Genomic DNA, 26,416 nt, shown 5'->3' with positions numbered 1-26,416 from the left:
ACCTCGATAGTGACTGATAAAAATGGAGCTAACAAAAAATAGCGGCTAATCATAGCTCACCATGGCTCCTTTGAGAATGCCGGCGTGTTTTCATCCAGAGGGATAGCCTCCTGACGCGGCACGTTTTCCAACCGCCAGTGTTCGATCGCCCAGCTCAATAATAATGGCAGGTCAAGATCTTGCCAGCTTTCCGGCAGCGGTTGGCGCAGAAATTTCAGCGCGGCGATCAGCACCGGCCGCGGATCGCCAGCGGGCAATGCCGGCGCATGGTTTTGCTTCGACAGCTTGATGCCGTTGGCACCCAGCGCCAGCGGCAGATGCACATAAGTGGGCACCGGCGCCTGCAGCTGGCGGTAAAGGGCAATTTGGCGCACCGTCGGTTCGATCAGATCGGCGCCGCGGACAATCTCGGTCACGCCCTGAAAATGGTCGTCGATCACCACCGCCAGATTGTAAGCGAACAGCCCGTCGCGGCGGCGAATGATAAAGTCTTCCCCCGCCAGCGCCGGATCGGCGTGCAATTCTCCCTGCAGGCGATCGTGGAACCGGTAAACGGGGGCGGTCTGACGCAAGCGGATGGCGGCACCCTGCGGGCCGAGCTGCAAATCGCGGCAGTGGCCGTCGTACAATCCGCCGATGTGTTGGATGCGGCTGCGGGTGCAGGTGCAGTAATAGCTGAGCCCCTGGCGCTGCAACAGATCCAGCGCGGCGCGATAGGCGTCGTGACGTTGGGATTGATAGATAACCTGGCCGTCCCAGTGGAGACCATAATGTTCCAGCGCGGACAGGATGCGAGCGGCGGCGCCGGGGACTTCGCGCGGCGGGTCGATATCTTCGATGCGAACCAGCCACTGCCCGCGTTGAGCGCGAGCCTGAAGGTAGCTTCCCAGAGCGGCAATCAGCGAACCGAAATGCAGATCCCCGGAAGGCGATGGGGCAAAGCGCCCCACATAATGACTTTCTTGCATATCAGAGGGGAGAGGTTCCCTTTTCTCTGTGCGGCGCACGCAGGTGCGCACGCCGCAGCGGTAACAACGGTATTAGCCGGCCATCTGCTTTTCGCGGATCTCAGCCAGTGTCTTGCAGTCGATGCACAGATCGGCGGTCGGACGCGCTTCGAGGCGACGAATGCCGATCTCCACGCCACAAGATTCGCAGTAGCCGAAATCATCGTCTTCCACTTTCTTCAGCGTTTTCTCGATCTTTTTGATCAGTTTGCGTTCACGGTCACGGTTACGCAGTTCAAGGCTGAACTCTTCTTCCTGGGTAGCGCGGTCGGCCGGATCAGGGAAGTTGGCTGCCTCTTCTTGCATATGCGATACAGTACGGTCCACTTCGTCCCTGAGCTGGTTGCGCCACGCTTCAAGAATGCGCTTGAAATGCGACAACTGGGCGTCGTTCATGTACTCTTCGCCCGGCTTCTCTTGGTACGGCTCCACCCCAGCGATGGCGAGAATGCTCAAGGACGAGGTTTTACGGTTTTGCCCTTCTTGCATGTTGCTTCTCCTACATACACACGCACTATCGAATCCCCAATGCGGGGGAAAAACAGGCCGCTATAAATAACAGAAGGAAGGTAGGTTGGCAATTATTCCTGTCGCCCGCTTGACAATCGTGTGAAGGAGGGCGTATTTGGCGATCGTGCTGGCCGGTTGTCTATTTATAGGGACCCGACTGCGCTAATCGATAAAAAACGGCAGCTTATCGCAGAGATAAATACCGTCAGGTGATAATTTTGCCCCATAGCAAACCACTTCCACTCCCAACTGCCGGACCTGTGCCAACAGCGCCGCATAGCGCTCATCTATATGATGTGCCGGTGCGACCTGCTCAATACCGCTGTGTAACACGGCAAAGAACAACACCGCCCGTTGCCCGCTTTCAACCACGCTGAGCAACTCACGCAGGTGCTTTTGCCCTCTGAGCGTTACCGCATCAGGAAAGTAACCACGTTGTTGTTGCAGTAATGTGACTGACTTAACTTCAATATAGCAGTTAACCCGATTTTCTGCCTGTAATAACAAATCGATACGGCTGTTTTCACCGCCGTATTTCACTTCGCCACTAATTTTACTGTAACCGGATAATTCATTGATTAAATTGTGTTCAATTGCCTCGCGCACCAGCGCGTTGGCGCGCAGGGTGTTGACGCAGATCCAGTGTCCCTGTTGGGTATGGGTCAGCTCCCAGCTGTGGGCGTATTTACGTTTGGGGTTGTCCGAGGTGGAGTACCAAACGGTATCGCCGGGCGTGGCGCAGCCAGTCATGGCGCCGGTATTGGCGCAGTGCAGCGTAAAGGTTTCCCCTTCCGGGGTGATCACGTCCGCCAGAAAGCGCTTGTAACGTTTGATCAGCGTGGCGGAACGCAGCGGTGGAGAGAAAATCATGCGGATGCCTACTTGGCCAGCGGCCACTGTTCGAGGTGTTGATAGCGGGTGCGGCCGTTTTCGAACACCGACTCATATAAGGAAAAGGCGTCGGCGCTGAACGCCCAGCCCGGCGTCGCCGGCGGGATGGCTACCGGCTGGGTGGCGGCGCGCAGCAGCGTGATGTGCGGATGGAACGGCAGCGCGCTTTGGTGGCAGCCGCTGCGGGCGGCCTGCGAACGCAGCAGCTCGGCCAGCTGCAGCAGCCCGCGCGGTGCGCGGCGGGTGCCGAGCCAGACTACGCCGGGGCGCGGCCAATGGCCGAGATCGTCGAGCCGCATGCTGAAGCCGGGTTGAACGATGCGGCCGGCCAGTTTGCGCAGCGCCAGCTCTTTCTGCGCGGTGACCTCGCCAAGAAACGCCAGCGTCAGGTGCAAATTGGCCGCCGCCACCGGTCGGCCGGCCTCCGGCGCAAACGCCTCGGCGCGCCAGCGGATCACCTGCTGTTGCAGGGCATCAGGCAAAGACAGGGCGAAAAACAGGCGGCGCGAATTGGACATGGGGGCTCGGTAAATAATGACAAATCCGTCAGGAACAGACTTGAATGCGGTTTGCAACGGTCTCGCGCGAAGCGGGGCGCATGGATGAGCTCCGTACTATAGCTAACGACGCCGCAGTTTGAAAGGCTACGGGGGCAAAGCTAATGCTACACTGTACGCCGTTTAACGTTAACCACCACGGAGAGTTCAGTGTCTTCATTGCCCGTCAGCGCGGTGCTTGATGAGTTGCTGGCTGCGCTGCAGTCCGCTCCTCAGGTGCTGTTGCACGCCCCGACCGGCGCCGGTAAATCCACCTGGTTGCCGCTGCAGATCCTGGCTAAGGCCGGATTGCCGGGGCGCATTATCATGCTGGAGCCGCGGCGGCTGGCAGCGAAAAATGTCGCTTACCGCCTGGCACAGCAACTGGGGGAGGAGCCCGGCCAGACCGTGGGCTACCGCATGCGCGCCGAAAGTAAAAGCGGGCCGCAGACCCGGCTGGAAGTGGTGACGGAAGGCATTCTCACCCGCATGCTGCAGCAGGATGCCGAGCTGCAGGGCGTGTCGCTGGTGATCCTCGATGAATTTCACGAACGCAGTCTGCAGGCCGATTTGGCGCTGGCGCTGCTGCTCGACGTGCAGCAAGGGCTACGCGACGATCTGAAACTGCTGATCATGTCGGCCACGCTGGATAACGTCCGTATGACGCAGCTGTTGCCGCAGGCACCGGTGGTGGTGTCAGAGGGACGCAGCTTTCCGGTTGAACGTTTATATCAGCCGTTGGCCAGCCATCAGCGGCTGGAGGATGGCGTAGCGGCGGCGGTGAAGCGTCTGCTGGCCGAACAGCCGGGGTCTTTGCTGTTGTTCCTGCCGGGCGTAGCGGAGATCAATCGGGTGCTGGAGCGATTGACCGGCGAGGTGGCGAGCGATACCGATCTTTGCCCGCTGTATGGTGCCCTGCCTTTGGCGCAACAGCAAAAAGCGATTCAGCCGGCGGCGCCTGGCCGCCGCAAGGTGGTGCTGGCGACCAACATCGCCGAAACCAGCCTGACGATCGAGGGTATCCGACTGGTGGTGGACAGCGGCCTGGAGCGCGTGGCGCGTTACGACGTACGCAACGGTTTGACGCGGCTGGCGACGCAGCGCATCAGTCAGGCCTCGATGGTGCAGCGTGCCGGGCGCGCCGGGCGCCTGGAGCCGGGCCTTTGCTGGCATCTGTTCGCCAAAGAACAGGCGGAGCGCGCGGCGGAACATGCCGAACCGGAAATTTTACAGAGCGATCTCACCGGCTTCTGGCTCGAATTGCTGCAATGGGGGTGCCATGATCCGGCGCAGCTGACCTGGCTTGATGCGCCTCCGACGGCGGCATTGGCAGCGGCCAGGGCACTGTTGCACCGGCTGGGAGCCACGGATGACGGCGGCAAACTTACCGCGCCGGGGCGCCAGATGGCCGCGTTGGGGTGCGAGCCGCGGCTGGCGGCGATGCTGGTCGCCGGGGTGGCACTGAGCGCCGACGGCCTGGCGACGGCGGCGTTGCTGGCGGCATTGCTGGAAGAACCGCCGCGCGGCGGGCAGATGGATATCGGCTACTGGCTGAGCCGCCTGCAACCGAACTGGCGGCAGCGCGCCGCGCAGTTGACCAAACGCCTGCCGCAATGTGCGGGGCAAGTCGACGTCGATCTGGCGCCGCGCCTGTTAGCGCAGGCGTTTACCGATCGCATCGCCCAGCGCCGTGGCCAGGACGGCCGCTACCTGCTGGCCAACGGCCTGGGCGCGGCGATGAACCAGGACGAGGCGCTGTCGCGCGCCCCCTGGCTTATCGTTCCCAGCCTGTTGCAGGGCCACAACAGCCCCGATGCGCGTATCCTGCTGGCGCTGCCGGTGGACATCGAAGCCCTGGCGACGCAGCTGCCGGCGATCGTCACGCAGCGCACGGCGGTGGAATGGGATGAAGAGAAGGGCACGCTGCGCGCCTGGAAGCGCCAGCAGATCGGTCGTCTGACGCTGCGCGCTCAGCCGCTGGCCAAACCGGCGGACGAAGAGCTGCAGCAGGCGCTGCTCGACTGGGTGCGCGCACAGGGGTTGGCGGTGCTCAACTGGGAGGGGGCCGCTGAACAATTGCGGGTGCGCCTGCAGTGCGCGCAAGCCTGGCTGCCGGAGGCGGAGTGGCCGGCGATGGATGAAGAGCCGCTGCTGGCGGCGCTGGAGCAGTGGCTGTTGCCGTCGCTGAACGGCGTGCGCGATCTGCGCGGATTGAAGCAGGTCAACATCGCCGAAGCGCTGTCCCGTCTGCTGGACTGGCAGCAAAAGCAGCGGCTGGATAATGCGCTACCCACTCATTACACTGTGCCGACCGGCAGCCGCTTACCGATCCGTTATGAGGCGGGTAAACCGCCGGCTCTGGCGGTGCGTTTGCAGGAGGTGTTCGGCGAGCAGCGCAGCCCGATGTTGGCGGAGGGTCGCATCCCGGTGGTGCTTGAGTTACTCTCACCGGCGCACCGGCCGTTGCAAATCACCGGCGATCTGGCTGCCTTCTGGCAAGGCGCCTATCGCGAGGTGCAAAAAGAGATGAAGGGCCGCTACCCTAAACACGTTTGGCCGGACGATCCGGCCACGGCGGTACCGACGCGCCGAACGAAGAAATATCAGTAGGTCGCGATCATTTAAGGTTTGGAATTCAGATGTTTCTTCTGGTCAGCGCTGCGGCGTAGGCACAGATTAAGCGACTAATCATGGCCGGCAGTGTCGGCAAGCTCGGAGAACAACAGCCATGGCTGGGGATGACCGCGAGCCCATCGGGCGCAAAGGAAAACAACCAAAAAGCACCGCGTCGCGCAAGCCGCCGCGCCGTCGCCGAGACGACGATTATGACGATTACGAAGAAGACGAGTATGACGATGATGAGTATGAAGAGGAGGAGGAACGCATGCCGCGTAAGGTAAAAGCGACTCCGCCGCGTAAAAAACGCCGTTGGCTCGGCCTGTTTATCAAACTGATCCTGGTGATCGCCGTCTTGTTGGCAATCTATGGCGTCTACCTGGACTCGCAGATCCGCAGCCGCATCGACGGTAAAGTCTGGCAGCTGCCGGCGGCGGTGTACGGCCGCATGGTCAACCTGGAACCGGGTATGCCGTACAGCAAGAAGGAGATGGTCAACCTGCTGGAAGGCATGCAGTATCGCCAGGTCAGCCGCATGACGCGCCCGGGCGAGTTTACCGTGCAGGCCAACAGCATCGAAATGCTGCGCCGCCCGTTCGACTTCCCGGATGGTAAAGAAGGGCAGATCCGCGCCCGCCTCGATTTCCAGAACAACCGTTTGGCGAAGATCGAAAACCTGGACAGCGGCCGCAGCTTCGGCTTCTTCCGCCTCGATCCGCGTCTTATCACCATGCTGCAGTCGCCGAACGGTGAACAGCGCCTGTTCGTGCCGCGTTCCGGTTTCCCGGATCTGTTGGTAGACACGCTGATCGCCACGGAAGACCGCCATTTCTATGAGCATGACGGCATCAGCCCGTACTCCATCGGCCGCGCGGTGCTGGCCAACCTGACCGCCGGTCGTGCGGTGCAGGGCGGCAGTACCCTGACGCAGCAGCTGGTGAAGAACCTGTTCCTGACCAACGAACGTTCGCTGTGGCGTAAGGCCAACGAAGCCTATATGGCGCTGTTGGTGGATTACCGTTACAGCAAAGACCGCATCCTGGAGCTGTATCTGAACGAGGTGTACCTCGGCCAGAGCGGTAGCGACCAGATCCGCGGCTTCCCGCTGGCCAGCCTGTATTACTTCGGCCGTCCGGTGGACGAGCTGAGCCTCGATCAGCAGGCGTTGCTGGTCGGCATGGTCAAGGGCGCGTCGCTGTATAACCCGTGGCGCAACCCGAAACTGGCGCTGGAGCGCCGCAACCTGGTGCTCAAACTGCTGCAGAACCAGGGCGTGATCGACGGCGAGCTGTATGACATGCTGAGCGCGCGTCCGCTGGGCGTGCAGCCGAAAGGCGGCGTCATTACGCCACAGCCGGCGTTTATGCAGATGGTGCGTCAGGAACTGCAAACCAAGCTGGGCGATAAGGTCAATGACCTGTCCGGCGTGAAGATCTTCACCACGCTGGATCCGGTGTCGCAAGACGCGGCGGAAAAAGCGGTCGAAGACGGCATCCCGGCGCTGCGCGCTGCGCGCCACCTGCAGGATCTGGAAGCGGCAATGGTGATCGTCGATCGCTTCAGCGGTGAAGTGCGCGCCATGGTCGGCGGCGCCAACCCGCAGTTCGCCGGCTTCAACCGCGCCATGCAGGCGCGCCGTCTGGTCGGCTCGCTGGCCAAGCCGCCGACGTACCTGACCGCGCTGTCCGAACCGGATAAATACCGCCTCAACACCTGGCTGGCGGATGCGCCGCTGTCGCTGAAACAGCCGAACGGCGCCGTCTGGCAGCCGAACAACTATGACCGTAAATTCCGCGGTCAGGTGATGCTGGTGGATGCGTTGGCCAACTCGCTGAACGTGCCGACGGTGAACCTCGGCCTGTCGGTCGGGCTGGATCAGATCAGCGCCACGCTGCAACGCCTGGGGATCCCGAAAGCGGAGATCAATCCGGTGCCTTCGATGCTGCTGGGGGCGATCGGCCTGACGCCGATGGAAGTCGCGCAGGAGTACCAGACCATCGCCAGCGGCGGTAACCGTGCGCCGCTGTCGGCGGTGCGTTCGGTGATCGCCGAAGACGGCACGGTGCTGTACCAGAGCTTCCCGCAGGCGGAGCGCATGGTGCCGGCGCAGGCCGCTTACCTGACGCTGTACGCGATGCAGCAGGGCGTGGCGCGCGGGACCTCCCGCTCGCTGTCGGTGAAGTTCCCGAACTACAACCTGGCGGCGAAAACCGGTACCACCAACGATCTGCGCGACAGCTGGTTCGCCGGCATCGACGGCAAGGAAGTGGCGATCGCCTGGGTGGGGCGCGACAACAACGGCCCGGCCAAGCTGACCGGCGCCAACGGCGCGTTGACCCTGTATCGCCGCTATCTGGAAAACCAGACGCCGCTGCCGCTGATGCTGCAGCCGCCGGAAGGCATAAACCAGATGAGCATCGACTCTGCCGGCAACTTTATCTGCGGCGGCGGCAGCTGGCGCACCATCCCGGTCTGGACCGACAATCCGCAGGGATTGTGCCAGGCCAGCCAGGCGGCGGTGCAGCAACAGCAGCAACCGGCGGCGGGTGAGCAAAAAGATGGCGATGGCGTCGCCGGCTGGATCAAGGATATGTTCGGTCAGTAATCGCTACCGGGGCGTCGGCCCCGGTGAAAATTTTTCTTTGTTATTAGGCCCGTAACCTTGGTTGCGGGCTTTTTTGTTTTTCCGCTCGTTTTATTTCCCTGTTAACTACATGGCTAAGCGCCTAATCCTTAACCTATTTGCCCTATGAATTCGGCTTGCAGTTTAATTTGGCTTCTGCATAAAATGCGACGCTTATAATAATTATTATCGTTTACATTCGTCATTTAATAATTCATCAGAGAAATAAATCATGCCGACCAAGCGTCTTTCATCATCCGCGGCCAAGCAGGGCCGTCTCCCCGTCAGCGCGTTAGCGATCACCGTCGCTGCGGCGTTAGGCACGCTGGCGATGCCGGCTTTTTCCGCCGACGCCAAGCCGGCCGCCAAGGAAGACACGATTACCGTTGTGGGCGGCAGCAATTCCGCCCAGCAGGAAAGCGCCTGGGGGCCGGTCGGCACCTATGTCGCCAAACGTAGCGCCACCGGCACCAAAACCGATACGCCGATCGAAAAGAACCCGCAGTCCGTTTCCGTGGTGACGCGTGAAGAGATGGACATGCGCCAGCCGGATACGGTGAAAAGTGCGCTGGCTTATACCCCAGGTGTGATGATTGGGAATCGCGGAGCCTCCACTGCCTATGATGCTGTGAACATTCGTGGCTTCAGCTCTGTAGGTACCAATATGTACCTGGATGGTCTGAAGCTGCAGGACGATAACTATTCGATTTATCAGATCGACCCATACTTCTTGGAGCGGGCGGAAGTGCTGCGCGGGCCGTCTTCGGTATTGTATGGCAAAAGCAACCCAGGTGGGGTGGTCGCTCTGGTCAGTAAACGGCCGACAACAGAGACGCTGCGCGAGGTTCAATTCAAAATGGGGACAGATAATCTGTTCCAGACCGGTTTTGACTTCAGTGACGCCTTGGATGATGCGGGTGTTTATTCATATCGTCTGACAGGTGTGGCGCGCGATGAAGATCAGCAGCAGGTTGGCGAGAAAAGCAAACGTTATGCTATTGCTCCTTCCTTCAGCTGGCGACCTGATGATCGCACTTCTTTGACTTTCCTCAGCAGTTTCCAGGATGACCCTAGCGTTGGCTTCTATGGTTGGTTGCCGAAAGAAGGTACGGTGCAAAATGGCGTCAATGGTAAGTTACCAACCAGCTTCAACGACGGTGAGCCGGGCTATAACAACATTTCTCGCAAGCAGCAAATGGTGGGGTATGCCTTTGAACATGCTTTCGATGATGTTTGGACCGTGCGCCAAAACCTGCGCTATTCGAAAATGGATGTGGACTACCGTTCTATTTATGGTCTAGGCATTGATCCAGATAATTCCGCTGAGCTGAAGCGTGGCGTGATGAACTCCAAAGAGCATATGTCCAGCTTTGCAGTAGACACACAGGCGCAGGCCAAATTTGCTACCGGGCAAGTTGACCATATCGTGTTGATGGGCGTTGATTATATGCGTATGCGCAATGATGTCGTTTATCAATATGGCAGTGCATCCAATCTGAATGTCATTGCTCCACAATATGGCAATCGAAGCTATACCATTACCGGTGGCGCCAGTCAGGTTAACCGTCAGGAGCAGACCGGCCTGTATGTGCAAGATCAGGCTGAATGGAACAACTGGGTTCTGACGATGGGGGGGCGCTATGATTGGAGCGATACCAACAGCACCAATCGCCTGAACCAGAATTCCGTCTCTAAGCAGCAGGATAAACAGTTTACCGGCCGTGCTGGCTTGAACTATGTTTTCGAAAACGGCATCGCGCCTTATGTCAGCTACAGCGAATCGTTTGAGCCAACCTCAGGCACTGATTTTTCAGGTAATACGTTTGCTGCCTCTAAAGGCAAACAGTATGAGGCTGGGGTTAAATACGCACCTAAGGATCGTCCGATCACCGCCAGTTTGGCGCTTTACCAGTTGACTAAAACCAACAATAAAGTGGCCGATCCGAATCCCGAACATGCCTTCGCCAGTATATTGGGCGGTGAGATCCGTTCACGTGGTGTTGAGCTTGAAGCCAAAGCGGCGTTGACGGCCAATCTGAATATATTGGGTTCTTACACTTACACAAACACTGAATATACCAAAGACACTACGCTACAGGGCAACACGCCGGCGGCGATCCCTAAACACATGGCTTCTTTGTGGGCGGATTACACCTTCCATGAAACCGCGATCAGCGGCTTGACCTTGGGTTCCGGCGTTCGCTATGTCGGCTCCAGCTATGGCGACGAGGCCAATACGTTTAAAGTGAAGGACTACACGGTGTTTGATGCCGCGATAAAATATGATCTGGCGCGTTTCAATTTGCCGGGCTCTTCGATTGGCATCAATGTGAACAACCTGTTTGACAAAGAATATGTCTCCAGCTGCTTTGCTACCTATGGCTGCTACTGGGGCGCAGAACGCCAGGTGGTCGCCACCGCAACCTTCCGTTTCTAACCGGATAGCCGGGGCGGCGCCGCGTCGCCCCGGACAAAGCAGGATCTATGCAGGACAAACTTCTTAATCCCGGCGCGGCCTTCGCGCTGGATAACGCCAGCTTCGCCGTCCCCGGCCGGGTGCTGCTGCAACCGCTGTCGCTCAGTTTTCCCCAGGGCAAAGTCTGCGGCCTGATCGGCCATAACGGTTCCGGTAAATCCACCCTGTTGAAACTGCTCGGGCGGCACCATGCGCCCAGCGGCGGCCAGGTCTTGCTCAATCGGCAGCCGTTGGCGCAGTGGGACAGCAAATCCTTCGCCCGCCAGGTGGCCTACCTGCCGCAGCAGTTGCCGGCGGCGGAAGGCATGACGGTGCGCGAGCTGGTGGCCGTCGGCCGTTATCCGTGGCATGGCGCGCTGGGGCGTTTTGGCGCCAACGATCGCCAGTTGGTTGAAGAGGCCATTTCACTGGTGGGGCTGAAGCCGTTCGCCAACCGGCTGGTGGACAGCCTGTCCGGCGGCGAGCGCCAACGCGCCTGGCTGGCGATGATGGTGGCGCAAGACAGCCGCTGCCTGTTGCTCGACGAACCGACGTCGGCGCTGGATATCGCGCATCAGGTTGAGGTGCTGGCGCTGATCCAGCGCCTGAGCCGCGAACGCGATCTCACGGTGATCGCTGTGCTGCACGACATCAACATGGCGGCGCGCTACTGCGACCATTTGGTGGCGCTGCGCGGCGGTGAAATGATTGCCCAGGGCGGCCCGCTGGAACTGATGCAGGGGCCGGTGCTGGAGCAAATTTACGGTATTCCTATGGGCACGTTGCCGCACCCGAGCGGCGGCGCGCCGGTGAGTTTTGTCTACTGATGTCCTCTGCATTCACTTCTTCTCACGATCCGCTGCGCCGCCGCCTGTTGATGGCGCTGGCGCTGTCGCCGCTGTTGGGATCGTTGCCCGGGCGAGCGGCGGAGGCGCCGCCGGATATCGCGCGCGTTGCGGCGCTGGAATGGCTGCCGATCGAGCTGCTGTTGGCATTGGGCGTGACGCCGCTGGCGGTGGCCGATGTCCATAACTACAACCTGTGGGTGGCGGAGCCGAAGCTGCCGGCGACGGTGGTCGACGTCGGCCAGCGCACCGAACCGAATCTCGAACTGCTGCAGCAGCTCCAGCCTTCGCTGGTGTTGCTGTCGCAGGGCTATGGCCCGACGCCGCGAAAAATCCAACCCATCGCGCCAACCATGAGCTTCGGCTTCAACGATGGCAGCGGCAAACCGCTGACCGTCGCCCGCCAGTCGCTGCTGGCGCTGGGGCAACGATTAGGCATAGAAAGCCGGGCGATAAACCACCTGGCGCAGTTCGACCGCTTTATGCAGGACGCCCGTCAGCGCCTGCAAAGCTACACCCGCCAACCGTTGCTGCTGTTTTCCCTGATAGACACGCGCCATGCGTTGATCATCGGCCAGAAAAGCCTGTTCCAGGAAGCGATGGACCAACTGGGCATCCGCAATGCCTGGCAGGAGCCAACCGACTTTTGGGGCACGGCGGTGGTGGGGATTGAACGGTTGGCCACGGTGCGTAACGCCCGAGTCATCTATCTCGATCACGGCAATCAGGCGATGATGGACAAGGTCAGCGCGACGCCGCTGTGGCAGTCATTGCCCTTCGTGCGGCAAAACCAGCTGCGGCAGGTGCCGGCGGTGTGGTTCTACGGTGCTACGCTGTCGACGATGCGGTTTTGCCGCCTGTTGGCACAGGCTCAGGAGAGTGCGGCATGAATGCTGGCATCCGGAAATTACCGCTGACGCTGATCCTGCTGTTGCTGGCGGCGGCAGGTGGCCTGACGATATACAACCTGACGCAGCAGCTGCCGCCGGCGCAATGGGCACGGGCGCTCAGCGCGCCGGACATCGACGACGTGCGGCAAATGCTGTTCCATTACAGCCTGCTGCCTCGGTTGACGGTGTCGCTGTTGGCCGGCGCCGGCCTGGGGTTGGTCGGCGTGCTGTTCCAGCAGGTGTTGCGCAATCCGTTGGCGGAACCGTCGACGCTCGGCGTGGCCGCCGGTGCGCAGCTCGGCCTGACCATCGCCACGCTGTGGGTGCTGCCGGGGGGCGAATTTACCCGCCAGCTGGCCGCTATGGTGGGTGCGATTGTGGTGGGCGGGCTGGTGTTCGGCGTCGCCTGGGGCAAGCGGATGTCGCCGGTGACGCTGATTCTGGCCGGGCTGGTGTTGGGACTGTACTGCGGCGCGGTCAACAGCTTGTTGGCGCTGTTTCATTACGATCAGCTGCAGGGCATGTTCCTGTGGGGCACCGGCGCGCTGAACCAACAGGATTGGAGCGCCGTACAGTTCCTCCTGCCGCGTTTGCTGGTGGCAGGCCTGCTGGCGGCGCTGTTGCTGCGCCCGCTGACGCTGCTGGGGCTGGACGACGGCGTGGCGCGCAACCTGGGGTTGGGGCTATCGATGGCGCGCTTCTGCGCCTTGGGGCTGGCCATCATTTTCAGCGCCATGTTGGTGAGCGCGGTGGGCGTTATCGGCTTTATCGGCCTGTTTGCGCCGCTGATGGCGAAGATGCTGGGCGCTCGCCGCCTGGCGCACCGCATGATGTTGGCGCCGTTGCTGGGGGCGCTGCTGCTGTGGCTGACCGATCAGGTGATGCTCGGGGTGACGCAGGTGTGGCGTGAGATCCCGACCGGCGCGGCCACTGCGCTGTTCGGCGCACCGCTGCTGCTGTGGCTGTTGCCGCGTTTGCGCAGCGCCACCACGCCGCCGCCGATGAACCTTGGCGACAAGGTGCCTGCCGAGCGCGGGAATCTGCCCGGCTGGATCCTGCTGGGTGGCCTCGTATTGCTGATCGGTCTGACGCTGGCGCTGATGCTGGGCAAAAATGCCGGCGGTTGGCACTGGAGCCTGGGTGCGGAGCTGGATTCCCTGCTGCCGTGGCGCTGGCCGCGGGTGCTGTCGGCGCTGGCGGCGGGCATGATGCTGGCGGTCGCCGGCACGTTGATCCAGAAATTGACCGGCAACCCGATGGCCAGCCCGGAAGTGTTGGGGATCAGCTCCGGCGCCGCTTTTGGCGTCGTGATGATGCTGTTTATGGTGCCGGGCGACGCCTTCGTTTGGCTGCTGCCCGCCGGCAGTTTGGGAGCGGCCGCTACGCTGCTGATCATCATGATCGCCGCAGGCCGCGGCGGTTTCTCGACGGAACGCATGCTGCTCGCCGGTATCGCGCTCAGCACCGCCTTTACTACCGTCATCTTCCTGCTGTTGGCCAGCGGCGATCCGCGTATGGGGGGCTTGCTGACCTGGCTCTCCGGTTCGACCTATTCGGTGGAGCCGGCGCAGGCGCTGCGTACCGCGCTGGTGGCCGCCGGCCTGATGGTATTGGCGCCGCTGTGCCGCCGTTGGTTGACCATCCTGCCGCTCGGCGGCGCCACCGCCCGCTCGGTGGGCATTGCGCTGACGCCGGCGCGGTTGACCATTTTGTTGCTGGCTGCCACCCTGACCGCCATGGCGACCCTGACCGTCGGGCCGTTGAGCTTTGTCGGGCTGATGGCGCCGCATATGGCGCGTATGCTGGGCTTCCGCCGCGCGCTGCCGCAAATGGTGATCGCCGCGCTGCTGGGCGGCTTGCTGATGGTGTTTGCCGACTGGTGCGGGCGGATGCTGCTGTTCCCGTATCAGATCCCCGCCGGGTTATTGGCGACCTTTATCGGTGCGCCGTACTTCGTTTATCTGTTGCGTAAGCAGACGTCGTAAGCTTCAGCCCTACTTTGCTTTCTCCGCCATCAAAGGCCCAGCGTTGCTGGGCCTTTTTTCAACGCCTTGCAAGGCGTTGCGTGCCGCTGCGCAAGAAAGACATTTAACGTGAAAAGGAACGCGGGAAGAGAGGGGGAGGTGAATATACTGCGGGCGGGTGCTCTGGATCCTTGTCTCTGGAGCCTGCGTGAAAGATACAAAGAGAAAAGCCCCGAGTCGATATCCATCAACCCGAGGCCTACTCTAACGCACGACAACGTTAAGTTAGCCTCTTACCCGCCGCGAGGCAAGGAGAAGAAGGCATGATGCCGAACAAACGGAGCCTGTTAAAATTGGTGGTTATTTGTGCCACGGTAATATCACTGGCATGGATAACCCGCAGCACGCTGTGTGAGCTGCGTATCCGATCGGGCACTACGGAGGTTGCGGCCATTTTGGCTTACGAATCCGAACGGTAAGGCAACCCGGCGGCGGGGGCTTTGCCTCCGCCGGCCGGCAGTCGATGCGTTGATCCAGGAGCACCCATCTGCTCAAAAAAAACGGCGAGCCCAGGCTCGCCGTTTTCATGTTGATGTCGGGGCTTATTTCAGGCCGGCGGCATCGCGCAGCAGTGCGGCTTTGTCGGTCGCTTCCCACGGGAAGTGCTCGCGGCCGAAGTGGCCGTAGGCGGCAGTTTCGCGGTAGATCGGCTGCAGCAGATCCATCATCTGGATCAGGCCGTATGGGCGCAGATCGAAGAATTCGCGCACCAGCAGCGTCAGCTGTTCGGTTGGCACTTTCTCGGTACCGAAGGTTTCCACCATGATGGAGGTCGGTTCCGCTACGCCGATAGCGTAAGACACCTGAATCTCGCAGCGATCGGCCAGGCCGGCGGCAACGATGTTTTTCGCCACGTAGCGCGCCGCGTAAGCCGCGGAACGGTCAACCTTGGACGGATCCTTACCGGAGAAGGCGCCACCGCCGTGGCGAGCCATGCCGCCGTAGGTGTCGACGATGATCTTACGGCCGGTCAGGCCGCAGTCGCCCATCGGGCCACCGATAACGAAACGGCCGGTCGGGTTGATGTGGTATTTGGTGCCCGCCGTCAGCCATTCCGCCGGCAGTACCGGCTTGATGATCTCTTCCATCACCGCTTCTTGCAGATCTTTCAGCGAGATGTCTTCTGAGTGCTGGGTGGACAGCACCACGGCGTCGATGCCGACGATTTTGCCGTCGTCGTACTGGAAGGTCACCTGGCTCTTCGCATCCGGGCGCAGCCACGGCAGGGTGCCGTTTTTACGCACTTCGGACTGGCGCTGCACCAGACGGTGCGCGTAGGTGACCGGTGCAGGCATCAGCACGTCGGTTTCGTTGGTGGCGTAGCCAAACATCAAGCCCTGATCGCCGGCGCCCTGCTCGAGAGGATCGGTACGGTCAACGCCCTGATTGATGTCTGGGGATTGCTTGCCGATGGCGCTCAATACTGCACAGGAGTTGGCGTCAAAGCCCATGTCCGAATGAACGTAGCCGATCTCGCGCACGGTCTTGCGGGTAATCTCTTCGATATCGACCCAGGCACTGGTGGTGATTTCACCGCCGACCAGCACCATACCGGTTTTCACGTAAGTTTCGCAGGCGACGCGCGCTTTCGGATCTTGTTCCAGGATGGCGTCGAGGACGGCATCGGAGATCTGGTCGGCGATTTTATCGGGATGTCCTTCGGAGACGGATTCGGACGTGAAGAGGTGTTTAGCCATTGTGTTCTTTACCTTGCATAAGACGGGTTAGAAATTACTGCACAGCGCTGGAGATCCGGCATCGAAGCGAAGGGTCTTCCGCTGATGGCGCGAGATGCATCCTGCAACGCCCCTCAGGCAAAGCCGTTAAGCAGTTTATCAGTTAACCAGTATAGATGGATTAACATCTGGACGTCTATTTTAGGTCAGGGTTTAGCCAGATTGCCAGTAATTTTTTGCGCTTTCGCTCTTTTGCGCAAACGGGTTGGCGCCATTTTCATCGCTTGAAACAGTTTTCGGCGAATTTTCATTTTGCTTTTTCACCTGCTTACCGGTATAAACTGCGCGCGCGGTTCATTTGCTGCACAGTACGGCGGTCTGGCGTGGGGGAAGGTGCGATAAACTTCCGCTTTGCATTCGCCAGCGTTGCGCTATTATCCGTCGCGGGCGTTCGCCGCTTCATCGAACGGTCACGTTCTTACACTATATTTAGAGGCTGGGTCGTTCACTCCGAACGGCGCGCGTGGAGGTGGTTGGATTAATGATCCGTTGTCTACCGGTTGTTGGTTCTCAACAGCAGTGCCGTTCTGGCGCACATTCTTCTGCTATTTCCCGTCTTGTCTCTCTGTCACTTACCAGGTGCGATAAACACTTGGCCGCTACTCAGGATTCTCGGGCCGGCTAACGGTCGTCTGAAGAACTGAACAAGGGTAGCCTGCAGCCTTCCTGTGGGATGTTTCTTGGCCCGATTCACGAGGTTTGAACAGGGTGTCTTACAATTATATGAGTGATAAACCGATCGCTGACCGCGAACGGCAGTTCTCTTCGCTGCCGCCGGCGCGGCTTGTTGGGTTGTTCTCGCGGGTTGTAGCTGCGATAGTGGCTGACGGTTTCGTCAGTAGGGAATGTGAGGCGAACCATGTCTGATGATCTGTTGATTCACCGTCCGCCGGTTGCGGGCGAGTCTTTATCTTTGCGCTCCATGCAGGAGGTTGCCATGAATGATCGTAATGCCAGCAAGATGCTGCGTACTTATAACGTCGCCTACTGGGGCAACAATTACTATGACGTCAACGAGCTGGGCCATATCAGCGTGTGCCCGGATCCGGATGTCCCGCAGGCGCGCGTCGATCTGGCAGAACTGGTGAAAACGCGCCAGCAAGACGGCCAACGTCTGCCGGCGCTGTTCTGCTTCCCGCAGATCCTTCAGCATCGCCTGCGCTCTATCAACGCCGCGTTCAAACGCGCGCGTGAATCCTTCGGCTACCAGGGCGGTTATTTCCTGGTGTATCCGATCAAGGTGAACCAACACCGCCGCGTGATTGAATCGCTGGTGAACTCCGGCGAACCGCTGGGGCTGGAAGCCGGCTCCAAGGCCGAACTGATGGCGGTGCTGGCGCATGCCGGCATGACCCGCTCGGTGATCGTCTGTAATGGTTATAAAGATCGTGAATATATTCGTCTGGCGCTGATCGGGGAAAAGCTGGGGCACAAGGTGTACCTGGTGATCGAGAAGATGTCCGAGATCAACCTGGTGCTGGAAGAGGCCGAGCGGCTGAACGTCATACCGCGCCTGGGCGTGCGTGCGCGTCTGGCATCGCAAGGCTCCGGCAAATGGCAGTCGAGCGGCGGCGAAAAATCCAAGTTCGGTCTGGCGGCGGTGCAGGTGCTGAAGCTGGTGGAGACCCTGCGTGAAGCGGGCCGCCTCGACAGCCTGCAGCTGCTGCACTTCCATTTGGGTTCGCAGCTGGCCAATATTCGCGACATCGCCACCGGCGTGCGCGAATCGGCGCGCTTCTACGTTGAGCTGCACAAGTTGGGCGTCAACATTCAGTGCTTCGACGTGGGCGGCGGCTTGGGCGTCGACTACGAAGGCACCCGTTCGCAGTCCGATTGCTCGGTCAACTACGGCCTGAACGAATATGCCAACAACGTGATTTGGGGCATCGGCGACGCCTGTAACGAACACGGCCTGCCGCACCCGACGGTGATCACCGAGTCCGGTCGCGCCGTGACCGCGCACCACACGGTGCTGGTCTCCAACGTGATTGGCGTCGAGCGCAACGAGTTCAGCGAACCGCAGCCGCCGGAAGCCGACGCGCCGCGCGCGCTGGAAAGCATGTGGGAAACCTGGCTGGAAATGAACGAGCCGGAGAACCGCCGCTCGCTGCGCGAATGGCTGCACGACAGCCAGATGGATCTGCACGACGTGCATACCCAATACGCGCACGGCATGCTGGACTTGACCAAGCGCGCCTGGGCCGAGCAGCTGTATCTGAACATCTGCAACAAGATCCAGCAGCAGCTCGATCCGAGCAACCGCGCGCACCGTCCTATCATCGACGAACTGCAAGAGCGCATGGCGGACAAGTTCTACGTCAACTTCTCGCTGTTCCAGTCGATGCCGGATGCATGGGGCATCGACCAGCTGTTCCCGGTGCTGCCGCTGGAAGGGCTGGATAAGCCGCCGGAAGGCCGTGCGGTGCTGCTCGACATCACCTGCGACTCCGACGGCACCATCGATCATTACGTCGACGGCGACGGCGTGGCGACCACCATGCCGATGCCGCCGTACGATCCGGAGAATCCGCCGGCGTTGGGCTTCTTTATGGTCGGCGCGTACCAGGAGATCCTTGGCAACATGCACAACCTGTTCGGCGACACCGCCTCGGTTGACGTGTACGTGTTCCCGGACGGCAGCGTCGAGACCGAGCTGTCCGACGAGGGCGATACCGTGGCGGACATGCTGGAGTATGTGCAGCTCGATCCGAGCGCGCTGCTGTCCAAGTTCCGCGATCAGGTCAAAGAAACCGATCTGGACAGCGAGCTGCAGGCGCAGTTCCTGGAAGAGTTTGAGGCCGGTCTGTACGGTTATACGTATCTGGAAGACGAGTGATGAAATGAAGAAAGGCCGGGCGTCGTTAAGGCGCCTGGCCTTTTCTTTTCTGTTGCACGACTATGTTACGGATGGCGTGTAGGTTGCAGACAGCTATGCTGCCGTTCGAACGGCGGCGCAGAGCGTACCGGGCTTTTGCCGCCCTGATACCACGCCTAACTCTGCAGCAGTGAGCTCAACGCGTTACGAAAAGTCTGTTTTCTTTCATCTTTTTTATTGAAGTTATCCTTCCAATAAATTCACTTCCTAAATACAAGAAATCTCTGAAATTAACCTTTTCATTCACAAATTAGATTTTTAAATTAAAAAATATAATCAATATTAGTTATTGGTATTCATTATAAATACGATAATTGATCAGTTTATCTTTCATTATTTGTTGTACTTGTGATGGTTTTAATTTTTTAATTCATTATGCATATGGTTTAGTCTTTTTGTGAGCGATGCTAATCTCCTTGTTTTATAGTGAGTTGTATTTTTTCTATATTTAGGTGTTCCTGTTGATAGGGCATGATTCTGATTTTTTAAAAAAGTAAATTCGTTAATTATGATGTGCGGTCCTGTTTTCTGTTCATTTTTTATTTTTGGTTGAATTCATTTTTTAAAATGTCTTAGTATCCTTGGTGGGCTTCTGAGTACTAATGACATTCCTTAGGTTTTATAATGATGACTTCATGCATGGCGCCCATATTATCGTGCGTGATGCATAATATATTGCCATCGGTAATAGCGATGCGCAGTAAGCGTGGTGTTCACGCCACGATCAATTATGTATATCGACATATAACTTAGTGGTTTAAATAATATAAGGGACTTATATGAAAAAGTATCTGGTAGCTTCCGCACTGGCCTGTGCGGCGATCTCTTCCTCGGCGTTTGCCGCTGATGGCGTGATTAACTTCACCGGTAAAATCATCGATAACGCCTGTGTGGTTAACCCGACGCTGAACGTGCAGATGGGGGATGTGGCGGCGGCGGCGTTTAAGAATGTGGGAGATGAATCCGGTGCCCGGAAATTTGATCTGGAGCTGAAAGATTGCCCGGCTAACCTGAGCAGTGCCAAAGTGACCCTGGACGGCGCGGCGGACGACAACAACACCGAGCTGTTCAAACTGAATGACGGCGGTGCAACTGGCCTGGCGCTGCGTATTGCTGCGCCAGGTGAAAGGATGGGGCCGGGCAGCACCAAGGAATTCAAGCTGTATGAGGGTGACAATGTATTGACATTCGAGGCGGCTTATAAATCAACGGATAAAGTCACCGCCGGTGATGCTAACACGACTATTCAATTCAGCGTTGCGTATAACTAATTTTCTATCCGGCGTTAATTTACCGGTGAAACACGTTTTCGCCGGTAATTCGTTAAATTCTCATCGGGCGGAAGGCTTTTGCGGGTGAGGAGTGGGGTATTTGAAAAACAAAAATGTGTTTTAGGGGACTTCGATGAAAAAGTATCTGGTTGCTTCTATGCTGGCGTGTACGGCGCTCTGCTCCTCTGCGTTTGCTGCCGATGGTGTGATTAACGTTACTGGAAAAATTGTTGATAACGCTTGTGTGGTGAGCCCAACTCTGGATGTGCGTCTGGGGGACGCGGCTGCGGCTGATTTTGAACACGTGGGAGATTGGGGTTATGCAACAGCGTTCTTCTTGGAGCTTAAAGATTGTCCGGCAAATACCAAGGTGGCTACTGTACAGCTGGATGGCGAGGCAGATTCCAACAATAAAAATCTATTCCAACTTATCTCTGGCGGCGCCACTGGTATAGCCTTAGAACTTATTGCAATAAGTGAGAGTGGTTGGGGAAAACAATCGATTGTACCTGGTGGTACTTCGGAGAAATTTTCGCTGAATGATGGTGAGAATCGCCTGTCTTTTGCGGCACGCTACAGATCAACAGATAAAGTCACCGCCGGTGCGGCTAACGCCACTATACAATTCAGCGTTTTGTATAACTAATCTATCTGACTTGGCTTTATTGATCGACGGAATACGCATTCTGTGGCGGTAACTTGTTAATAGAACGACTTAATCACAACATCAAGGGAATGCACAATAATGAAGGCTGTCTATTTGGCGCTGTGCGCCGCGCTGTTAATCAATAGTTTTCAGGCTGCTGCTGGCGTGGTGATCGGCGGCACCCGGTTGGTGTATCCCGGCGGCAAGAAAGAAGCGACCATCACGGTAAAAAATCCGGACGACATCCCTTACTTAGTGCAATCGTGGGTCAATGCGGATCTGGAAGGCAACGTCAAGGCGCCGTTCCTGGTCACGCCGCCGCTGTTTCGCCTGAACGGTGGCAAAGAGAATACGCTGCGGGTGGTGAAAACCGCCCAGCCGCTGCCGGAGGATCGCGAGTCGGTATTCTGGTTCAGCGTCAAAACGGTGCCACCGGAGGCGGAAGGCAAAGGCAACCACCTGCAAATCGCGGTGCGTACCCGCATCAAACTGTTCTATCGCCCGGCGTCGCTGCCCGGCTCGCCGGAAGAGGCGGCCGGGAAAGTGCGCTGGGAGCGCAGCGGCAACACGCTGAAAGCGATCAATGATTCCCCCTACTACCTGAGTTTCTCTACGGTCTCGGTCGCCGGTGAAAAAATCAAGGAGCCGCAGATGGTGGCGCCGTTCGCCACGCTGGCCTATACCCTGCCGCCTTCAGCCACCGGCAAACAGGTGAGCTGGCAGGTGATCAACGACTACGGCGGCCTGAGCGCTCAGCACCAACAAGCGTTGTGATGGCTCGGTTGATAGCCAGGGGCGCGGTGTGAACAGGGATGTGAAACATGAACAGCAAAACAGCGCGCTGCCTATCTGGGCGGCGCAGCGAATATCGGCTGACGCCGTTGGCCTGGCAACTTGCCGGCCTGCTGATGTACAGCGGCGTAGCGCAGGCGGAATACCGTTTTAGCTCGGCTTTATTGCAGATAGGCAATACGCCGCAAACCGAAGTGGATCTGGCGCTGTTCACCGATGAGGAGAAACAGCCGCCGGGGGAGTATCGCGTTGATCTGTTCCTCAACGAGCAGCGGCTGGATACCCGCACGCTGGCCTTTTCTCTGCAGCCGGACGAACAGGGCAAAGAACGTCTGGTGCCTTGTCTGAAATGGGAAGATCTGCAGGGCTTTGGCGTGGATCTGGCCGCCTTTCCCGCGCTGCAACCCTCCGATGCGTGCATCAACTTGCCGCAGGCCATTCCCGGCGCCCGAACGGAACTGCTGTTCGAGCAACAGCAGTTGAAGCTGAGCATCCCGCAGGCGGCGTTAAAACGCCAGGCGCGCGGCTATGTGCCGCCGGAGCAGTGGGACAGCGGCATTCCTGCATTGCTGAGCAACTATACCCTGCGTGGGGCGCACGATCGCAGCCGGCAGAGGGGCGGCAATGAAAGCAGCTATTTCGTCAACCTGCGCAACGGCGCCAACTGGGGCGCCTGGCGGTTGCGGCATGACGGCGTGTGGAACCGGAACGGTCAGGGAGAGGCGCACTGGCGCACGTTGAACAGCTATGTACAGCGAGACATCACCCCGCTGAACGGGCTGTTGACGCTGGGCGATGTCACTACGCCGGGCGATATCTTCGATTCGCTGCCGCTGCGCGGCGTACAGCTGGTCTCGGTGGAAGAGATGTACCCGGACAGCCTGCGCGGCTACTCGCCGGTGGTGCGCGGCATCGCCAAAAGCAATGCGGAGGTGATCATTCGCCAGAACGGCGTGGTGGTCGATCAGCGCTATGTGCCGCCGGGCGCCTTTGAAATCAGCGATCTGTATGCGGTTTCCGGCAGCGGCGATCTGGATGTCACCATCAAGGAAAGCGACGGTACGGAACAGCGCCTGCTGGTGCCGTTTGCCTCGCTGCCGGTGCTGCAGCGCGAAGGGCGGCTCAGCTACGGCCTGGCCGCCGGGCAATACCGTGCGCAGGACGCGAGCGCCGATGACGAGAAGTTTATGCAGGGCACGCTGATCTACGGCCTGCCGCTCGGCGCCACGCTGTATGGCGGTGGCCAATGGGCCAATCGTTACCGTTCGCTGGCGCTGGGCGTGGGGCAAAACCTGGGCCGCGCCGGCGCGTTGTCGCTGGATATGACGCAAAGCTGGGCCCGGCGGCCGGAGGAGGCCGTTCAGGGGGACGATCGGCAGGGCAACATGTGGCGCCTGCGCTATGAAAAAAGCTTCCCGCTCACCGGCACCCAGCTGAGCCTGGCCGGTTATCGCCATGCCAGCGAAGGCTACACCACGTTGCAACAGGCGATGCAACCCCGCGATAGGACAAGCAACAGCGCGACCCGCAGCCGTAGAGAACTTTCGCTGCAGCAGGGATTGGGGCCGCTGCCAGGCTCACTGTTCTTGAGCCTGGCGGAAGATCGGCGCTGGGGGGAACAAGGCAAGCGCCAGTCCGTCAGCCTGGGCTACAACGGCAGCATCAAAGGGGTGAGCTATGGCCTTAACTACAGTCAGAACCAGAGCTATCAGGCTCAGACCGATCGCGTCGTGGCGCTGAATGTCAGCATTCCACTGAACCTGTGGGCACACAACACCTGGGCCGGTTATGGCATCAGCAATAGCAACAACGGCAAAACGTTGCAGACGCTGGGGCTGAACGGCACCGCGCTGGAAGGCGACAACCTGAACTGGGGGATAACCGGCGGCTATGGCAATCAGGGCGAAGGCGAGAATGGCAATCTGACGCTGGGTTATCGCGGCAGCAAGGCGCTGCTCGGCGCCGGGCTGAGCCACGACGGCCAGCGCCAGCGGCTGAATTACGACGTTCAGGGCGGGGTGTTGCTGCATGCCGGCGGGGTGACGCTGTCGCAACCGCTTAACGATACGGTGGCGCTGGTGCGCGCGCCGGGTGCCGGCGGGGTCAGCGTGGTGAATCAGGTGGGGGTGAAAACCGATAGCCGCGGCTATGCGGTGGTGCCTTACCTCTCCGCCTATCGCCAGAACGCGATTGCACTGGATCCGACCACCCTCGCGGACGACGTGGAGCTGGGGCTGACCAGCCAGACGGTGATCCCGACCCGCGGCGCGGTGGTGCTGGCGGATTATCAAACCAAGGTCGGTGCACGGATGATGATGACGCTGACGCGCGCCGACGGCCGGCCGGTGCCGTTTGGTGCGATCGCCACGCTGGCAGGCGCAGGCGGTGACGGCAGCATCGTCGGCGACGGCGGGCAGCTGTTCCTGGCCGGCATGCCGGCCAACGGCATGCTGCACGTGCAGTGGGGCAAACAACCGGACCAGCAATGCCAGGTCGTCTACGGCCTGCCGGAAACGGCCGGCCCGGAGATCCCAGAGATAGCGGCCGAGTGCCGTTAAGGAGCAAAGGATGAAAGCGGGAGTATGGATGCTCGGCCTGTGCGGGCTGTGGGCGGCGGGCGGCGCCTGGGGAGCGGAATGCCTGCCGGCCGGCAACCCGGAACGGCTGCTGTTCGACATTCCGCCGCAGACGCTGCAACGCGATCTGCCGGTCGGCAGCGTGGTGTGGCAGGGCACGCGCCAGGTGCAGCAGGCCGCGTCGCTGGCGCCCTGCGCGGAGGCGAAGGACGCCCGGCTGAATCTGCAGGGCGGCGACAGTGGGTTGAAAAGCGGCAACAGCGCGGTCTACGGCACCACGATTAGCGGGCTGGGCTATGCGCTGGATACCGATGCCGCTTTCAGAGATGGCTGGCCGGCGAGCGGCGCCATTGCCGCCGGCAAACGGCAAATCAGCCTGCGGCTGGTGGTGACCGGGCCGCTGGTCTCCGGCGTGTTGACGACGGAAACGCTGGCTCGGCGCACGGTTAATGGGCTGCCGGTGCTGGATATTGCCCTGCAAAAACCGGTCGCTATTACCCGGTTGGCCTGCGAGCTGCAGGGCGGCCGCCACCGCACGGTGGCATTGGGCGAGGTGGCGCGCAGCGATTTTCGCGGCGTGGGCAGCACGCGCGGCGAGCAGCCGTTCCTGCTGGATTTGGCCTGCGACGCCGGCGCCCAGGTCAATGTTCAGTTCGACGGCATCGCCGCAGGTGGCGACGCGCCCGGGGTGCTGGCGCTGACCCACCCCGAGGCGCAGGAGAGCGCGCGCGGCGTCGGGGTGCAGCTGCTCTACCGCAGCGCGCCGCTGGCGCTGGGGGAGCGGCTGCCGCTGGAAACGGCCTTACAGGGCCTGCGCAGCTACCCGTTCAGCGCCCGTTATTACCAAACGCAACCGCAGATCGCCGCCGGCGAGGCCAACGCGGTAGCGACCTTTAGCCTCACCTATCAATAAGGATGAAGATAATGATGAGAAAAATAGCACTGCCCCTGACGCTGCTCGGCACCGCCATGCTGGCACCGCCGCTGCAGGCGGCGGATGGGAATATTAATGTGACTGGCAGAGTCACCGAAAGCAGCTGCGTGCTGGATGCCAGTTCTAAAAACCAGAAGGTGAATAAGGGGGTGCAGAGCGCTACCATTGCGACTTGGTTAGGGGGCGCTGGCTATATCTATGTGCAGTTGGCGGACTGCCCGGACAGCATTAGCCAGGTACGCATCAGGTTTGAAGGAACGCTGACGGATACCCATAGTTACTCTGGGAAGGTTTTTGCTACCGATAATGGCGGCCAACCCGATGCGGCAAAGAATGTTGGTTTTCTCATTAGCAATGCGCAGGGGGAAGGTAATGGCTATGTCAATCTTCTGAGTGTTAATGAGTTCAGCCCAGCTATTGAATTGAAAAAAGGGGCGGTGAATGAGCTTAAATTCAGTACGGGATATACCACCGATAACAAAATGCCTACTGCAGGGGTTGCTCGTGCTCGGGTGCAGTTTAGCCTGATTTACCCATGATGGATTATTGAATTTCGTTTTTATTGAGATAAGGAACAGCTAATGAAAAATATCATCAAGGGGCTGCTGCTGGTGGGGGGCGGATTGGCCTTTAGCGCTTATGCTGCAGACGGCAGCGTGGATATGGAATTAACGCTTGCTCATGGCACCTGCAATTTAACCGCAGGCAGCAAAAATATGCAGGTAGCGCTGGGGAATATTTCCCGTGCCGAGCTGGCATCAACCGGTGCGACCAGCAAGCCGGTTGATTTTACCGTTGAAGCAACCGACTGTGTACCAGGCCTGACCGTATGGTTCCGTTTTGATGGCGTTGCTGCCGATCAAAATAATAAAGCCTTTGCGTTAGGCAGTGGCTCCGTTGCCGAGGGGGTCGGGGTACAGGTGGCCGATGTTTCCTCTTACGAGGAGTATGTCAAAATTCCTAATTATACTTATGGATATGGAGAAATCCCAGGGAAGAATGGAACTTTCTCTAAGCCATTTAATGCACGATATATCGCTTTAACCGATAAGGTAACGCCCGGCGTGGCAAATGCCACCGCCCAACTCAATCTGGTGTATCACTAAATAACGCCACCCGCCACCCCCTGCGTCGGCTTATCGATATCATCAGAATAAAAGGCTGTTATCCAGTAATAAGGAAAGTGGCG

The 26,416-nt window shown here is 59.4% G+C and carries 20 protein-coding genes; 15 read left to right on the top strand and 5 right to left on the bottom strand.

Annotated elements, in window-relative coordinates; all coding sequences use genetic code 11:
• Positions 1–56: 56 nt before the first annotated feature.
• From gluQRS to thpR, 4 genes are all read right to left on the bottom strand, one after another.
• Positions 57–968, bottom strand: coding sequence for a tRNA glutamyl-Q(34) synthetase GluQRS (gene gluQRS / locus ACJ8J4_RS23035; protein ID WP_025304222.1), 912 nt, complete (start codon positions 966–968; stop codon positions 57–59).
• A gap of 72 nt (positions 969–1,040) precedes the next feature.
• On the bottom strand, positions 1,041–1,496 hold the full coding sequence (gene dksA / locus ACJ8J4_RS23030; protein WP_004937569.1) for an RNA polymerase-binding protein DksA: 456 nt from the start codon (positions 1,494–1,496) through the stop codon (positions 1,041–1,043).
• 183 nt (positions 1,497–1,679) lie between these two features.
• On the bottom strand, positions 1,680–2,387 hold the full coding sequence (gene sfsA, locus ACJ8J4_RS23025; protein ID WP_004937572.1) for a DNA/RNA nuclease SfsA: 708 nt from the start codon (positions 2,385–2,387) through the stop codon (positions 1,680–1,682).
• Between the two features lie 8 nt (positions 2,388–2,395).
• Positions 2,396–2,926: an RNA 2',3'-cyclic phosphodiesterase gene (gene thpR / locus ACJ8J4_RS23020; RefSeq protein ID WP_089181278.1), complete on the bottom strand. Its 531-nt coding sequence runs from the start codon at positions 2,924–2,926 to the stop codon at positions 2,396–2,398.
• 189 nt (positions 2,927–3,115) lie between these two features.
• Between thpR and hrpB the strand changes: the two genes are divergently transcribed.
• The 7 genes from hrpB (at position 3,116) to ACJ8J4_RS22985 (ending at position 14,816) form a co-directional block, all read left to right on the top strand.
• Entirely contained in the window at positions 3,116–5,554 is a 2,439-nt protein-coding gene (hrpB, locus tag ACJ8J4_RS23015; protein WP_197836010.1) for an ATP-dependent helicase HrpB, read from the top strand.
• A gap of 118 nt (positions 5,555–5,672) precedes the next feature.
• The gene (gene mrcB / locus ACJ8J4_RS23010) at positions 5,673–8,165 is read left to right on the top strand and encodes a bifunctional glycosyl transferase/transpeptidase (RefSeq protein WP_025304218.1); all 2,493 of its coding nucleotides are present in this window, start codon (positions 5,673–5,675) and stop codon (positions 8,163–8,165) included.
• 250 nt (positions 8,166–8,415) lie between these two features.
• Entirely contained in the window at positions 8,416–10,620 is a 2,205-nt protein-coding gene (fhuA, locus tag ACJ8J4_RS23005) for a ferrichrome porin FhuA (RefSeq protein ID WP_049208416.1), read from the top strand.
• A gap of 47 nt (positions 10,621–10,667) precedes the next feature.
• Entirely contained in the window at positions 10,668–11,465 is a 798-nt protein-coding gene (gene fhuC, locus ACJ8J4_RS23000; protein WP_060434503.1) for a Fe3+-hydroxamate ABC transporter ATP-binding protein FhuC, read from the top strand.
• Positions 11,465–12,373, top strand: a complete 909-nt coding sequence (fhuD, locus tag ACJ8J4_RS22995) for a Fe(3+)-hydroxamate ABC transporter substrate-binding protein FhuD (RefSeq protein WP_141998950.1) — start codon at positions 11,465–11,467, stop codon at positions 12,371–12,373. The genes fhuC and fhuD overlap by 1 nt, the downstream gene beginning before the upstream one ends.
• Positions 12,370–14,358, top strand: a complete 1,989-nt coding sequence (gene fhuB, locus ACJ8J4_RS22990) for a Fe(3+)-hydroxamate ABC transporter permease FhuB (protein ID WP_049296223.1) — start codon at positions 12,370–12,372, stop codon at positions 14,356–14,358. The genes fhuD and fhuB overlap by 4 nt, the downstream gene beginning before the upstream one ends.
• Before the next feature lie 305 nt (positions 14,359–14,663).
• Positions 14,664–14,816 carry a Hok/Gef family protein gene (locus ACJ8J4_RS22985; RefSeq protein WP_004937610.1) on the top strand — a complete coding sequence of 51 codons (153 nt, stop codon included), beginning with the start codon at positions 14,664–14,666 and terminating at the stop codon, positions 14,814–14,816.
• Between the two features lie 123 nt (positions 14,817–14,939).
• On the opposite strand, the gene metK is transcribed toward ACJ8J4_RS22985, so the two are convergent.
• Positions 14,940–16,094 carry a methionine adenosyltransferase gene (gene metK / locus ACJ8J4_RS22980; protein ID WP_016926681.1) on the bottom strand — a complete coding sequence of 385 codons (1,155 nt, stop codon included), beginning with the start codon at positions 16,092–16,094 and terminating at the stop codon, positions 14,940–14,942.
• Positions 16,095–16,992: 898 nt separating this feature from the next.
• On the opposite strand from metK, the gene speA reads away from it, so the two are divergent.
• The 8 genes from speA (at position 16,993) to ACJ8J4_RS22940 (ending at position 26,333) form a co-directional block, all read left to right on the top strand.
• Positions 16,993–18,969 carry a biosynthetic arginine decarboxylase gene (speA, locus tag ACJ8J4_RS22975; RefSeq protein ID WP_004937600.1) on the top strand — a complete coding sequence of 659 codons (1,977 nt, stop codon included), beginning with the start codon at positions 16,993–16,995 and terminating at the stop codon, positions 18,967–18,969.
• A gap of 818 nt (positions 18,970–19,787) precedes the next feature.
• The gene (locus ACJ8J4_RS22970) at positions 19,788–20,279 is read left to right on the top strand and encodes a fimbrial protein (RefSeq protein ID WP_049208784.1); all 492 of its coding nucleotides are present in this window, start codon (positions 19,788–19,790) and stop codon (positions 20,277–20,279) included.
• Positions 20,280–20,412: 133 nt separating this feature from the next.
• On the top strand, positions 20,413–20,925 hold the full coding sequence (locus ACJ8J4_RS22965; RefSeq protein ID WP_049296222.1) for a fimbrial protein: 513 nt from the start codon (positions 20,413–20,415) through the stop codon (positions 20,923–20,925).
• A 99-nt stretch (positions 20,926–21,024) separates the two neighbouring features.
• Positions 21,025–21,699, top strand: a complete 675-nt coding sequence (locus ACJ8J4_RS22960) for a fimbrial biogenesis chaperone (protein ID WP_025304211.1) — start codon at positions 21,025–21,027, stop codon at positions 21,697–21,699.
• A gap of 47 nt (positions 21,700–21,746) precedes the next feature.
• Positions 21,747–24,275, top strand: coding sequence for a fimbria/pilus outer membrane usher protein (locus tag ACJ8J4_RS22955; protein WP_049296221.1), 2,529 nt, complete (start codon positions 21,747–21,749; stop codon positions 24,273–24,275).
• 10 nt (positions 24,276–24,285) lie between these two features.
• On the top strand, positions 24,286–25,206 hold the full coding sequence (locus ACJ8J4_RS22950; RefSeq protein ID WP_080350777.1) for a fimbrial protein: 921 nt from the start codon (positions 24,286–24,288) through the stop codon (positions 25,204–25,206).
• A gap of 11 nt (positions 25,207–25,217) precedes the next feature.
• Positions 25,218–25,766, top strand: coding sequence for a fimbrial protein (locus ACJ8J4_RS22945; protein WP_049296218.1), 549 nt, complete (start codon positions 25,218–25,220; stop codon positions 25,764–25,766).
• 42 nt (positions 25,767–25,808) lie between these two features.
• Complete coding sequence (locus ACJ8J4_RS22940; protein ID WP_049208789.1) at positions 25,809–26,333, top strand: fimbrial protein; 525 nt, start codon at positions 25,809–25,811, stop codon at positions 26,331–26,333.
• The last annotated feature ends 83 nt before the right edge of the window (positions 26,334–26,416 follow it).

Origin of the sequence: Serratia sp. CY47280, assembly GCF_052168655.1 — a bacterium.
Lineage (GTDB): Bacteria > Pseudomonadota > Gammaproteobacteria > Enterobacterales > Enterobacteriaceae > Serratia > Serratia bockelmannii.
Note: the sequence above shows the minus strand (reverse complement) of the source record. Positions and strands in the feature narration are given on the sequence as shown.

Coding starts and splice junctions, on each gene's coding strand:
- ACJ8J4_RS22960 (WP_025304211.1), top strand. CDS start 21,025: ATGAAGGCTGTCTATTTGGCGCTGTGCGCCGCGCTGTTAATCAATAGT.
- ACJ8J4_RS22955 (WP_049296221.1), top strand. CDS start 21,747: ATGAACAGCAAAACAGCGCGCTGCCTATCTGGGCGGCGCAGCGAATAT.
- ACJ8J4_RS22985 (WP_004937610.1), top strand. CDS start 14,664: ATGCCGAACAAACGGAGCCTGTTAAAATTGGTGGTTATTTGTGCCACG.
- fhuA (WP_049208416.1), top strand. CDS start 8,416: ATGCCGACCAAGCGTCTTTCATCATCCGCGGCCAAGCAGGGCCGTCTC.
- metK (WP_016926681.1), bottom strand. CDS start 16,094: ATGGCTAAACACCTCTTCACGTCCGAATCCGTCTCCGAAGGACATCCC.
- mrcB (WP_025304218.1), top strand. CDS start 5,673: ATGGCTGGGGATGACCGCGAGCCCATCGGGCGCAAAGGAAAACAACCA.
- sfsA (WP_004937572.1), bottom strand. CDS start 2,387: ATGATTTTCTCTCCACCGCTGCGTTCCGCCACGCTGATCAAACGTTAC.
- ACJ8J4_RS22945 (WP_049296218.1), top strand. CDS start 25,218: ATGATGAGAAAAATAGCACTGCCCCTGACGCTGCTCGGCACCGCCATG.
- dksA (WP_004937569.1), bottom strand. CDS start 1,496: ATGCAAGAAGGGCAAAACCGTAAAACCTCGTCCTTGAGCATTCTCGCC.
- fhuC (WP_060434503.1), top strand. CDS start 10,668: ATGCAGGACAAACTTCTTAATCCCGGCGCGGCCTTCGCGCTGGATAAC.
- thpR (WP_089181278.1), bottom strand. CDS start 2,926: ATGTCCAATTCGCGCCGCCTGTTTTTCGCCCTGTCTTTGCCTGATGCC.
- fhuB (WP_049296223.1), top strand. CDS start 12,370: ATGAATGCTGGCATCCGGAAATTACCGCTGACGCTGATCCTGCTGTTG.
- fhuD (WP_141998950.1), top strand. CDS start 11,465: ATGTCCTCTGCATTCACTTCTTCTCACGATCCGCTGCGCCGCCGCCTG.
- ACJ8J4_RS22950 (WP_080350777.1), top strand. CDS start 24,286: ATGAAAGCGGGAGTATGGATGCTCGGCCTGTGCGGGCTGTGGGCGGCG.
- speA (WP_004937600.1), top strand. CDS start 16,993: ATGTCTGATGATCTGTTGATTCACCGTCCGCCGGTTGCGGGCGAGTCT.
- gluQRS (WP_025304222.1), bottom strand. CDS start 968: ATGCAAGAAAGTCATTATGTGGGGCGCTTTGCCCCATCGCCTTCCGGG.
- ACJ8J4_RS22965 (WP_049296222.1), top strand. CDS start 20,413: ATGAAAAAGTATCTGGTTGCTTCTATGCTGGCGTGTACGGCGCTCTGC.
- ACJ8J4_RS22970 (WP_049208784.1), top strand. CDS start 19,788: ATGAAAAAGTATCTGGTAGCTTCCGCACTGGCCTGTGCGGCGATCTCT.
- ACJ8J4_RS22940 (WP_049208789.1), top strand. CDS start 25,809: ATGAAAAATATCATCAAGGGGCTGCTGCTGGTGGGGGGCGGATTGGCC.